At 45.1% G+C, this 12380-nt stretch carries 9 protein-coding genes; 4 read left to right on the forward strand and 5 right to left on the reverse strand.

The window, feature by feature from the left end:
• Positions 1–336: 336 nt before the first annotated feature.
• From L0G63_RS05255 to sthA, 3 genes are all read left to right on the forward strand, one after another.
• Positions 337–1170 (forward strand): pyruvate, water dikinase regulatory protein, encoded by an 834-nt coding sequence (locus L0G63_RS05255; RefSeq protein ID WP_301449708.1) that lies wholly within the window; start codon positions 337–339, stop codon positions 1168–1170.
• 69 nt (positions 1171–1239) lie between these two features.
• Positions 1240–1641 carry a DUF4377 domain-containing protein gene (locus tag L0G63_RS05260; protein ID WP_301449692.1) on the forward strand — a complete coding sequence of 134 codons (402 nt, stop codon included), beginning with the start codon at positions 1240–1242 and terminating at the stop codon, positions 1639–1641.
• 76 nt (positions 1642–1717) lie between these two features.
• Complete coding sequence (gene sthA / locus L0G63_RS05265; RefSeq protein WP_301449693.1) at positions 1718–3367, forward strand: Si-specific NAD(P)(+) transhydrogenase; 1650 nt, start codon at positions 1718–1720, stop codon at positions 3365–3367.
• 88 nt (positions 3368–3455) lie between these two features.
• On the opposite strand, the gene L0G63_RS05270 is transcribed toward sthA, so the two are convergent.
• The 5 genes from L0G63_RS05270 to L0G63_RS05290 all read right to left on the reverse strand — a co-directional run bounded on the left by L0G63_RS05270 (position 3456) and on the right by L0G63_RS05290 (position 9862).
• The gene (locus L0G63_RS05270) at positions 3456–4658 is read right to left on the reverse strand and encodes an ABC transporter permease (protein WP_301449694.1); all 1203 of its coding nucleotides are present in this window, start codon (positions 4656–4658) and stop codon (positions 3456–3458) included.
• Positions 4658–5896 (reverse strand): ABC transporter permease, encoded by a 1239-nt coding sequence (locus L0G63_RS05275; protein ID WP_301449695.1) that lies wholly within the window; start codon positions 5894–5896, stop codon positions 4658–4660. Before L0G63_RS05275 ends, L0G63_RS05270 begins: the two co-directional genes overlap by 1 nt.
• A gap of 3 nt (positions 5897–5899) precedes the next feature.
• Positions 5900–7063 carry an HlyD family secretion protein gene (locus L0G63_RS05280; protein WP_301449696.1) on the reverse strand — a complete coding sequence of 388 codons (1164 nt, stop codon included), beginning with the start codon at positions 7061–7063 and terminating at the stop codon, positions 5900–5902.
• A 48-nt stretch (positions 7064–7111) separates the two neighbouring features.
• Entirely contained in the window at positions 7112–7978 is an 867-nt protein-coding gene (locus L0G63_RS05285) for a YihY/virulence factor BrkB family protein (protein WP_301449697.1), read from the reverse strand.
• A 225-nt stretch (positions 7979–8203) separates the two neighbouring features.
• Positions 8204–9862: a TolC family protein gene (locus L0G63_RS05290; protein ID WP_301449698.1), complete on the reverse strand. Its 1659-nt coding sequence runs from the start codon at positions 9860–9862 to the stop codon at positions 8204–8206.
• 505 nt (positions 9863–10367) lie between these two features.
• Here L0G63_RS05290 and glpK point away from each other — a divergent pair.
• On the forward strand, positions 10368–11978 hold the full coding sequence (glpK, locus tag L0G63_RS05295) for a glycerol kinase GlpK (protein ID WP_301449699.1): 1611 nt from the start codon (positions 10368–10370) through the stop codon (positions 11976–11978).
• Positions 11979–12380 lie beyond the last annotated feature (402 nt).

Below are 12380 nucleotides of genomic sequence, written 5' to 3' on the forward strand. Positions count from 1 at the left end.
ACAGTGACGGCGGCAGAGACGCGCAGAGTAGAGTGGATTTGTAAGTGTACACCTGTAACATTGATTTCTATTCAGGCGCTAATATGCGTATAATGTAGCGCATAGATAGGTGGTGTAGATCGCTCAATAGATACGTCATATAAAGGTGGTCATCGACCTTTGTGCCAAGCATAAAATGTGTGCTTGGCCGGCAAGAGGCGGTAGTTATCACCAACCCATTACTGAACGCTACATGAAGACCATTACTGAGTTTCCAACTAAGGTGTCAATGTTATGTACTCAAGCAATCCATCTGAATCCGCTAAGTCCACTATTCAAAATCGTCATGCGCTGAACTTGGATAGCTCACAAGCCATTAGAACGGCATTTTTTATCTCAGATGGAACAGCGATCACGGCTGAGACACTTGGGCGTGCTATTTTGAGTCAATTTGCTTCTGTGCCTTTTGAGACGCGTGTCTTGCCCTACGTGGACAGTCTTGAGCGTGCTGAGGATGCGGTTGAACAAATCAACATGGCGTATCAACGAGATGGATCGTTGCCGCTGGTATTTGACACGATTGTCAATGCTGAGATTCGTGAAAAAATCAATTCTGCAGATAGTTGTAATTTAGATATGTATGAAGGTTTGATTGGCCGCGTCGCAGAAGAAACAGGCGTTGAGCCAGATGGTCACTCGGGCCATGCGCATGACGACGTTGATTCTGAAACCTATAAAGAGCGTATTGATGCGGTACATTTTGCCTTGGATAACGATGATGGGGCGCGCACACGTCATTATAATGCGGCAGATATTATTTTGATTGGTGTGTCACGCTCAGGTAAGACACCGACTTCTTTGTATTTAGCATTACAATTCGGTATTCGCGCTGCCAACTATCCGTTGACCGAAGATGACTTATACGACAATCAATTGCCAAAAGCGCTACGTGAGCACAAAGATAAGCTGTTTGGTTTGCTCATTGATACCGATCGATTGGTAAAAATACGTCAAGAGCGCCGTGCGGGCAGTCGTTACTCAAGTTATCAGCAATGCCAGCAAGAACAGCGTGCGATTCAGGGCATTTATATCACGCATGGTATCCCAAGCTTGGATGTATCCGAGATGTCTGTTGAAGAAATCGCCACGCGTATATTACAGATGACAGGTCTCAAGCGCCGTATTGGGTGATGGTTTACTCATTTTACACAATCACGAACACCTCACTTCACACCATATAATTATCATATAGAGAATGTTATGATTTCATTTTATCGCTCTAATAGGTCATCGTTATTATTGGCAGGTTTACTCAGTACAGCAACGCTACTTAGCGCTTGCCAGACATCGCCTTTTGCTCGCGAGCCGGTGCCTGAGCCACGTTATATTCCAAGTATTGTATTGGCAGAAGCACAGACGCTAACCATTATGCCAAATCGTGTTGCTTGTGCCTCAAGTCTGCCGATGCAGTGTTTGCTTGCTAAGTCCAAAGATGGCAGCGTGTTCCAAATTCCTTACGATTGGATTGATGACTTTACGCCAAGCCTTGGCACAGAGTATGTAATCAGCGCCCGTCCACAGGTTGATGAGGCAAAAAAAAGCGCCACTGGACGCTGGACGTTGCAGACCATATTGTCACAGCGTATGGTCAATATGCCTTAGTACTATGAGCTTGTATCAGTCCACTGATTCACTCACATTCTAAATATCTGATCAATAAATATATAAAGAGGACATAATGGCAAGTAAGAATATAAGCGACGCCACCAATGATACTGGCGAGGACATCCATACGGAAGTATCAAATAAATCCAATGGCCGCTCACCTAATCCCGAACACACTGAAGGCAAAAACAAAGAAGAAAAAATCGAGCAGACTCATGAGCAGGTCACTGAAGATATCATGCATCACCCTGATCTCATCAACCCGCTTGATGACACTCGTATTGATATCAAATCTGGTTATACGAAAGATTCTCGTCGTCTAAAAAGCGACGATCATGAGTATGAGTATGATGCGGTTGTTTTAGGGGCAGGTCCTGCTGGTGAAGCCGCTGCCATGAAGCTGACAAAATCTGGCAAAAGAGTGGTGGTGGTTGATCCGCGAGATCAGGTCGGTGGTAACTCTACTCATGTGGGTACTATTCCTAGTAAAGCATTGCGCCAATCAGTATTTAACTTGATTAACTTCCGCCGTGATCCAATGTTTACCAAAGCGATGGAATATAAGCAAGTACCGCTAAATAGAGTGCTTGCCAATGCTCGAAAAGTCATTCGCAATCAGGTTAGTACGCACACCCGATTCTATGAACGCAATCGCATTGAAGTAATTCAAGGTTGGGCAAGTTTTATTGATGCTCATACTTTGCGTGTTGAAACCGATGACAATGTCTTTGAAACCATTACCTTTAATAAAGCCATCGTAACGGTTGGTAGTCGTCCTTATCGCCCTGAAATTTTAGACTTTAACCATCCGCGCGTTTTTGATTCTGATAAAATCTTGCAAATGGATTATGTGGTCAAAAAAATCATCATCTATGGTGCTGGCGTGATTGGCTGTGAGTATGCCTCTATTTTTACAGGACTTGGTTATAAGGTTGATCTTATTAATAACCAAGATCAGCTACTGAACTATTTGGATAGCGAAATCAGCGATGCCATCGCGCATGACTTTAGACAATTTGGTGTTCTGATCCGCAGCAATGAAGAGATTGATCATCTCGAGACTCATGACGACTATGTGGTTCTACATTTAAAAAGCGGTAAAAGAATCAAATCAGATGCCATTCTATGGTCAAATGGTCGCTCAGGTAACACAGAAGGCTTAAACTTAGAAGCCATTGGGCTAAAAGCAAATAGCCGTGGTCAGTTAAAAGTAGATGATACTTACTGTACGGACGTCGACAATATTTATGCTGCTGGTGATGTCATCGGTTGGCCATCATTAGCCTCTGCTGCCTATGATCAAGGTCGCTGTGCTGCTGCCTTTATGGTCGGTGATAGTGATGCCGAGCCAGTATCTAGTGTTCCAACTGGTATCTATACCATTCCTGAAATCTCTTGTATTGGTAAAACAGAGCAGGAGCTAACGGATGAGAAAGTTCCGTATGAAGTGGGTCAAGCGTTCTTCAAACATCTGGCACGTGCCCAAATCATTGGTGAACGCTCGGGCGTATTAAAGATATTGTTCCATCGTGATACGTTGGAGATTTTAGGCATTCATTGCTACGGCAACCACGCTTCAGAGATTATTCATATTGGTCAAGCGGTGATGAAGTGTAAGAGCAATAATACGCTTGAGTATTTTGTCAATACGACCTTTAACTATCCAACGATGGCAGAGGCATATCGGGTGGCTGCGCTTAACGGCTTGAACCGAGTTTTCTAATTTTTAAACGCCACTCAAGGTATAGTGTCATATATAAAAGCGCCTGCTCATACGAGCGGGCGCTTTTTTGTTCAGTTCACAAGCATCATTATTTGGGGGAATGATAAGCGGGGAATCTTTGCGGTATACGCTGGCGTAAGAGGAGCAGTAGAATAAGATAAAATAGCCACAAGCCAGCGAGCGCATAAAATCCAACCGCCACTTGTGAGATACTAGCGCCCATTTGGTTTAGCTGTACAGAGGTGTTGATCGCAGGGGTTGTTGGCACAATCCAGCGGATTACTTGCAAAACTTGGGGCAACTGGTCTGCTGGCCACGGATAGCCGCTCAAGAAAAATATGGGCAGGGAGATAAAGATTAATATCTGCATACTGCGCTCACGCTGCCCGAACCATAGCCCGAGCACGCAGCCAAGGGTTGCAACGGTCGGACAAAACAGTGCTAAAAACAATAGCGTTCCGAGCATATTTTGCCCACGTGGATAATGATGCAGCTCAAAAGCCCAGCCATAGTAAAAACACCCAATAACAAAACTTAGTGAACTCAGCGCTCCGATACGTCCGAGCCAACCGCGTATACTCGCAGCATGACGGCGCTGCTCATACCATGTACCAATCAGCATGGCGGTCGCCATCAATAGCGTTTGTTGCAAAATAATAACAGAGACCGCGGGTACAACATAAGCACCGTAGCCCTCTGTCTGGTTATAAAGCGGCACAATCTGTAATGGCACCGCTTGAGTGCTCTGTGCTGCGGTAGGTGCATAAGCGCCTTTAGCAACACTTTTCTTTACTTTGATGCCTGCAGATACCGTACCAACTGCTTTAGAGAAGCCCAATTGGACATTTTTATTCAAAATAAAATAGCTGCCATTACCCAAAACACTGACATACGCTTGTTGTCCTGATAGTACTTGCTCTTCAATCCCACTTGGAATGACCATATAGCCTGCGATCTGATCTGACCATATTGCTTCTTTGGCAGCCTGCTCACTGACAAAGCGCTCAGTATCTAAGTATGGGCTAGCACTGGTATAGCGAACAAGCGTACGCGACAGATTACTATTGTCATAATCGACAATACCCACGGGCACATGGTTGACCACTTCAGTTGAATAGGGCCACGGATAGAAAAAGCCATAAATAATAGGCGCAATGATCAACATCAAAAGCACGCCTTTATCCCCAAAGACATCTTTTATAGTTTGAGAGAAGCTTGCCCAAAAAGTCTGCGCAGTTAAAGAAGTGGTGGCTTTAGCGTTGTTTTGCTTGGTATTTAAAGGTGATGACATCAGCGTGCTCCCCAGCGTTCAGGATGCGCCAATGCGCGTTTGGTCAATAGGGCTGTCAGTAGCATGGCGATGATAGTGGCAAGCGCCAGACCGTAGACAATAGGCACAGAGATAGCAATAGGCGCTTGCATTTGCAATTGAGCAATGTGTAGCTTGAGGTAGTGGGTTAAGGGCAAGGCATTTGACCAATACTGTGCGCTGTCGCTAATCGCAATATAAGGGAAAGTTACACCAGCAAAAGCATAAGACGGGGCTGAGATAAAGCCTGTCGTCGACAGCCCCATACGTAGCGAGAAGGTGTTCAAGGTAAAGATGGCCCCAAGCCAAAATGATAAGATCATGAGACATAAAAGACCGATATAGACCGTGAGGAGCGACATTAAGCTGATGGATTGATTGGCAGTGACAAACCAGAGTGTGAGAGCCGACCACGAGCTATAAGCCAATATTGGCCAAAAATATTTGCCCAAGAGACCAAACAATAAGACGGATAGGCTAATCGTACGAGGGGATTTGGCAGAGTCTGTTAGGGTAATATCTTTTATGCTAATAAAGCGATACCAGCGGCCAATGTTTTTATCACGCAGCTCTCGACCAATGGTGGTGGCACCAACGACCATCGCCAATATGTGTAGCAGGGCAGGGATGACCGTTGAGGCCAAAAACTGTTGATAGTTGGTTGCAGCATTAAATAAACTAATGCGCTGAATGCTGATAGGCGAGTAAGCCGTCATGACTTGTGATGACGCTACGCCTTGCTTTACCAAGCGCTTGATCTCCACACCTGCAGACAAAGTACTTGCAACGGTTTGAACCGCTGTTTGAATAATGCCAGAGTGTGTACCATACTGTGCGTTTACTTGTAGGATCAATGGGGACGGTTTGTTAGACAAAATATTGCGCGAAAAATCCTCAGGGATGATGACAACCGCGTAAATATCACGTTGTAAGATGGCAGCTTCTGCATCCGCTTGTGAATAATAAAGTTGTTTGACCGTCAGCGTAGGGCTGGCTTCCAAATAGCGTACTGCCGTATTGGCGACAGGGCTGTTATCCTGATCAATCACACCAATAGGCAAGTCAGTAATCTGCGTTTGTGAAAATATCCACCAAATCAAAAGTACTGTCAACAGAGGTATCCACAGCACCATGCTCAAATCCCAAGGGTTTTTGGCTAAAAAACGCCGCTCATAAGCGGCACTGCGCAAAAAAGCCTCACTCAACTTAGTCAAGAGCATGGCTTACTCTTGGGTCTGATTGATAGGGTTGATATGTACGATCACACTCATTCCCGAGCGAATGCGACTGTCTGGCGTGGATGGTCGTGCTTTGACCTCAAAGGTACGCACATCGAAGCCATCGTCATTGTTGGTTGGTCGCCAAGTCGCAAAATCAGATAGCGTAGACGTTGCATAAACGGTGAATTGCTTATTATAAGGAGCGCTTGCCGAGGACAATGCGGGAATAGTACCTGTAAAGGTTTGACCAATAGCAAATTGGTTCAAATAGGATTCGGTAACATTGAGCACAACCCATTGATCTTTGGTATCGACCAGCGTGAGCAAAGGAACGCCTTGACCGATGACCTCTCCTGCACTGACGATGACATCGTCAACGATCCCTGCGATAGGGCTTTTCAGGTTGGCTTCTTTTTTAGCTGCCAGTGCCTCATCTAGCTGAGCATCGACTTGGGCAACTTGTGCCGTCGCTGCAGATTTATCTTCACTACGTGCGCCTTCTAATGCCAGATCATACTGCAAACGTGCCGCTTCAGTCTGATCTTGAGTGGCAAGGTATTGAGCATAAGCTTCATCGCGTTTTTGCCGTGCCATCAATCCTTCTTCGTATAGGCGATTGACACGCTGATAGGTGTTTTCTGCCAAGTCAGACGCCGCTTTATTGGCTTGCCATGCCGCTTTTGCTTGCGCGATTTCTTGTGGACGTGCGCCATTTTCGGCTTTGTCTAGCTGACTTTGCGCCATTTGTTTGCCAGCACGGGCTTGATTGATTTTTGCATTGATCTCAGGCGAGTCCATTTCAATCAGCTGTTGTCCTACGGTGACCATATCACCTTCTGTGACCATGATTTTCGCGATACGCCCCGGGACTTTTGCAGCGATAGAGGTTTGCTGCATCTGCATTTGCCCCTGAAGCGTAATGACTTCTGGCTCACTATGCTGATTGCTTTTATACAATCCGTATGCAATAACCCCTAGAACGATCAAGACAAACAGTACAAGTACGATTTTCTTGGTATGATTCGGTTTGTCTACTTTGGAGTTGCCGCGACTATAAGCAGGTATAGGCTGCTCTGGTGTGACATCAGTATGGTTCTGATGAGTCACTGACTCGGTTGAATCAACGGATTTATTGGAGTCGTTTGATTCGTTTGGCAGTTCAGTCATGACGGTGAGGTTCCTAAAGCAGCAAAGTTAAAAGTAAATAAGTTATGATCAGTACACTCGAACAGCATAAGGTTTGGCGTTGTCGATTGCTTCAGAATTAAAAATCGCACCAAACGCGACGATAAAGGCTGAATAGTACAGCCAAAGCATGATGACCACAGCAGCAGACAGTGCCCCAAATTCAGCGCTGTAGTTATTAAAGTTTTGGACATAGATAGAAAAGAGCACCGACAATATAATCCACAAAATCGTCGCAAGCGCGGCTCCTGGCACCAGTTTTTTTAGTGCGACGGCATCACGATTTGGCGCGAGACGATAAAGACTCAAAAAGCTCAAAAAGATAATACCTGCCAATACAGGCCATCTGCTCCAAAGGGCAATTGTTTCAGCGATTTGAGGGAAGGGGAAGTAGTCTGCTCCCACAGGAATAATAGCGATAGAGGAGACGGCGATAATCAAAACCACCACCGCCCCAAAGGTCAATCCGATCGCTCGTATCGTCCCTGATATAAAGCTGCGCTCTTGAGTGATATGAAAAGCCAGATTGATAAGCGCAATCAAAGACTTAATGCCTTTAGAGCCAGCATAAAGCGCCAGTAGGGTCGAGACGACAAGACTGAACGTCAAAGTGGACTTGGTGTTAGAGACCAAGTCGCTCAAGCGTGAATTGAGGACGTCATATACCGTATCAGGTATAAATGGGCGCAAAATTGAGATATGTTCTTGCATCTCGACAGGCGAAAAGATGAGCCCATAAATCAGTACAAACACCGCCATTGCTGGAAAAATGGACAAAAAACCAAAAAAACCAACGCTTGCACAATGTGCCCAAACATTGGTGGTATTGGCGATCCCCCACGTTTTTAATATGGTCTGTAGCCAACTATTTATCGATTTGGAGGTCACTTTTTTCATAAAACAGGGGTTCACAATACAATGAGTGATAATAAGAATGATTGGGTGTTAGTTTTTATCGCGTCAGCACAGTCAGCTCACTATCAAAACGTCACATTTTAACCTGACCTAAAGCATTCATACAGACTATGATGAACAGACTTTGACGAAGCGATCTTAGCGGTTTTGTAAGCCAAAACAAAAACAGCGTACTTACTATGACACTGTATGAGCCTTATTATAAAATCATTCTTCAGGATATAAGGTTGGCAGTCGAATATCAGCGGCATTGAGGTACGCATTAAAAGCCAGTGGCGTACCGCAGCTTTGCATGAGTGCTGCCAATGCCTGTACATAGTCGTTTGCTGCTTGCGCTTGCTCAGTACGTGCTTTGAGTGATTGTGTTTGCGCTTGTACCACATCGACAGTGGTGTTCACGCCTTCTTGTAGACCCAAACGACGCAGCCGCAAAACTTCTGCTGCCAAATCAACATTACTTTGTAGTGCTTGATAGCGTGATTGCGCATTATTGACATCGTGCCAGTTTTTTTCAACCAATAATAGCAAGTTATCACTGACTTCTATTTCAGAGAGATCGGCTTGACGTATTTTAGCGCTGCTTGATGCCAGCGATGCGGTTTTGTCCAGTCCGCCCCAGAGTTTCCAGCTGGCAGACACACCAGCGACCCAGCTTGGGTTTTTTTCAACTTGTCCATAGCCGTAGAGCAAGACGGTTGGTTTATAGCCAGTATCCGATAGTGCGTGCAACTGCTGAGCTTGTGCACGCTTGGCCGCGACTTTTTGTAATCCTGGGTGATTATTCAAAGCCAAATCCTGAAAGTAGCTGACGTCTGGGAGCGGCTGGCTAGAGACAAACAAAGGGGTGGTTGGTTTGATACGGTATTCGGTGCGCAGTAATCGTTGTAGCGCAATCATAGCGAGGCGAGCGTCATTGTTGGCGTTGATAGATTCGCTTTTGGCATCGGCAAGCGCAGACTGTGCTTCTAGTCTATCGACACGCGAGATAAAGCCTTCTTCAAACAAACGCTCTGCCATATGGTCGGTCTGCTGCAATGTGTCGTAAGCATCTTCACGCAGGTAGGCGGCAATAATCGCCAGCTGGGCCTTAAAGTAGCGTTCAATTAACGTATTATAAAGCGCATTTTTATCAAGGGTGCTGTCTGCTAGCGCCTCCAAAGTGCGTGCTTCTGATACACCAGTCAGCGCATCCGTCCGCCCGGCGGTATAGATAGGCCATACCACCCCAAGTCCTGCGCTTGTTGTAGAGCCTGAGCGCTTGAGGTTATACGAATCTGGAATTCGCTCACCGACCAATTCTCCAAAGTTTGGTAAATCTGGTAGTTGTGCAATCGGAGGAATAACGTCATCAACACTATTGCTTACTTCGTTAGCAATGTCATTTTTGAGAGATGAGAGATCGATATCTTCGTCTAGGTGGTAAGCACTGGCAGAAGCACGAGCAAATACTAATGGATTGTCGATAGTTTTTAGGGCATCAGTTTGATATTCGCTGGCAGCGATGGCTGCTTGATTGGCCGCTATCTTTGGGGAGACTTGCACCAAAAGATTTTGCGCTTGCTCCAGACTCAAAGAGCTCGAGACTGCCAAGGGGTAACTATGCTCAACGGCTTTATGCGTGATTGGGTCGATAAAGGTATCTAAGGCAATTTTATCGATAGGATTCTCTGTGAGCATTTGATCGGAGGCGATGGTATCACTATGATTTTGATTCTCAGCATCTACAATTTCTGTCACCGTCACATCAGGTATCTGAGTGAGTGATGTTATGCTGTCTGAGTCAGTACTTGCATAAGTCACTACAGGCCCGCTCATGAGTACCACTGTCATCATAGCAGTCGGTAGCGCTGATAAAGTAAATTTCATAAGTCGCATAAGCCATTAATTAGTATGTAAAATAACAAACAACATCAATAAATCTCATTGCTTAGGATATAGCGTGGCGACACTATTATAAACGATTTGCGAGTAAGTGAATAAATGATGCTGAAATAAAGTATTTGTCGTTAAATATAACGGCGCTTTTAAGAGAAGCGCGTTAAAAAAGTTAATATAGAGATAAGGCGTACACTGTAGAGCCACAAAAGTGACGGGTCAATGCTCAGTATTTTTCTATTGTCTATTGTATCAACGCTGGCGGTATGATAGTGGCTTTGAGTATTTTTTAAATAGTTGTTTATAAGTAATACCATAGCGAACAACTGGTCTTAAATATCAGTAGGCCATACTTTTGAGTTTCTTTTTTAAATTTTTTATGAATATGTTTTATGAGTCGTTGATAAAATAAATAGCGAATGATAAATCGCACAAAATGGTGAGTGGTGATTTTCTCATCGAATAGAACAAACAATATTAATAGAGGTGACGCATAATGTCAGGATATATTTTGGCGCTGGATCAAGGCACAACATCGAGCCGTGCGATATTGTACGATGATCATGCGCGTCCCATCAAAATAGTACAGCAGCCAACGACGCTTCAAACGCCAAGAGCAGGCTTTGTCGAACAAGATGCACAGCAAATCTGGCAGACTCAGATCAGCTGTGCGCATGATGTCATCAATCAGGCAGGCTTGCTGGCCACCGACGTCACTAGTATCGCAATTACCAATCAGCGTGAGTCTATCGTGATATGGGACAAAAAAACAGGTAAACCATTAGCGCCTGCCATTATTTGGCAAGATAGACGAATGGCAAATTACTGCAAGACTCTCGCGGCTGAAAGCGCTACCAATAGTATGGATGATAGCGTTCATCAGGGTGCTGATAGCGCCAATATGGCCGATGAGGTTCAGCGCATCACAGGCCTGCGGTTGGACCCATATTTTAGTGCCAGTAAAATCACTTGGCTACTAGAAAATCATCCCAAGCTTAGCGTGCGCGCCAGCAAAGGCGAGATAGCCGTTGGGACCATTGACAGCTGGTTGATTTACAAACTAACAGGCGGTGAGCATGTCATCGATGTGACCAATGCCTCTCGCACATTGCTGTTCGATATTCATAAGCTGGCATGGTCAGAGGCGCTTTGTGACAGATTTGCCATTCCAATCAATATATTGCCCAAAGTACTGCCCTCTGACGGTGATTTTGGCAAAACCAAAAAAGGTTTGTTTGCAAAGCAAATACCCATCCAAGCCGTACTTGGCGATCAACAAGCCGCACTTTTTGGACAAGGGTGTCTGGATGCTGGCATGGCCAAAAACACCTACGGTACAGGCTGCTTTATGCTAATGAATATCGGTCAACAGCCAAAACTAAGTGAGCACAAACTACTAACCACTATCGCATGGCAACGCAAAATAGCGCCAGCTCGTCCAGACAATTTATCGTTTGACCAAATCGTGCAATCAGGCAAGCGAATACTACAGCCACCCAAAAAAGAAGTTACTTATGCGTTGGAGGGCAGTGTTTTTATGGCAGGGGCTATCGTCCAGTGGCTGCGTGACAATTTGGGGATGATTCAGCAAAGCAGTGACGTCGAAGATCTGGCCCGTCAAGTAGACAGTAGCGAGGAGGTGGTGTTACTGCCTGCCTTCACTGGACTGGGCGCGCCTTACTGGCGCTCTGATATCAGTGCTAGTATCACAGGGATGAGCCGTGGCACTACCAAGGCTCATATCGCACGTGCAGCGTTGGAGGCAGTTGCTTATCAGACTTATGATGTACTCATTGCCATGCAAAAAGACAGTCCTCATCCATTGACTGAGCTCAGAGTAGATGGCGGTGCTGCAAACAATGACTTGCTGATGCAGTTTCAGGCAGACTTATTAGATGTACCCGTACTACGTCCAAGAGACACAGAAATCACTGCCAAAGGAGCGGCATTGCTCGCCGGTTTAAAAACTGGACTGTATGATGAATCAACGATGAAGGCCTCATGGCAAGTAGATCGCACCTTTGAGCCAAGTATGTCGACTGAGGTTCGTGAGCAACATCTTGATAAATGGCAACGTGCTGTTGCCAGATTACTAATGCAAGTATAGCTTTGATTTTTATAGAAGTTTTATCGTTGTCATAGGTTTATAATTACTCAAAATATGAGTTCACTGTACACAAACGTGATAAAGATACAGGCTGTAACCTAAGACAATCGCAATATGAACAGAGTTTACATAATAAGCCTATCTGTCTCTACCCATAAATTCCTATACTTCAGTTGACTCTAGCAAAGCTGCTAGGTATTAGGGCGTGTTGAACATTCGCAAATAGGCATTGCTGATCGCTAAAATTGTTCCAGACAAGGCACAAAGCGACGATAATGCAGATGCCTTAGCGAGATTTGTAACGCAGTATGGGGCAATTTTAGCATCAGACTCAACGATAAAAGCAGGGACAGGACTCTTTTTTGCCGCTTCATCGTTAAAAATAAGCGTTTAGAATGACTA

This window comes from Psychrobacter sp. (assembly GCF_030454045.1).
GTDB lineage: Bacteria > Pseudomonadota > Gammaproteobacteria > Pseudomonadales > Moraxellaceae > Psychrobacter.

What these genes read in the sequence shown, in the direction of transcription:
- L0G63_RS05260 (WP_301449692.1), top strand. Translation starts at nt 1,240, where the DNA reads ATGATTTCATTTTATCGCTCTAATAGGTCATCGTTATTATTGGCAGGT.
- sthA (WP_301449693.1), top strand. Translation starts at nt 1,718, where the DNA reads ATGGCAAGTAAGAATATAAGCGACGCCACCAATGATACTGGCGAGGAC.
- L0G63_RS05270 (WP_301449694.1), bottom strand. Translation starts at nt 4,658, where the DNA reads ATGTCATCACCTTTAAATACCAAGCAAAACAACGCTAAAGCCACCACT.
- L0G63_RS05275 (WP_301449695.1), bottom strand. Translation starts at nt 5,896, where the DNA reads ATGCTCTTGACTAAGTTGAGTGAGGCTTTTTTGCGCAGTGCCGCTTAT.
- L0G63_RS05280 (WP_301449696.1), bottom strand. Translation starts at nt 7,063, where the DNA reads ATGACTGAACTGCCAAACGAATCAAACGACTCCAATAAATCCGTTGAT.
- L0G63_RS05285 (WP_301449697.1), bottom strand. Translation starts at nt 7,978, where the DNA reads ATGAAAAAAGTGACCTCCAAATCGATAAATAGTTGGCTACAGACCATA.
- L0G63_RS05290 (WP_301449698.1), bottom strand. Translation starts at nt 9,862, where the DNA reads ATGAAATTTACTTTATCAGCGCTACCGACTGCTATGATGACAGTGGTA.
- glpK (WP_301449699.1), top strand. Translation starts at nt 10,368, where the DNA reads ATGTCAGGATATATTTTGGCGCTGGATCAAGGCACAACATCGAGCCGT.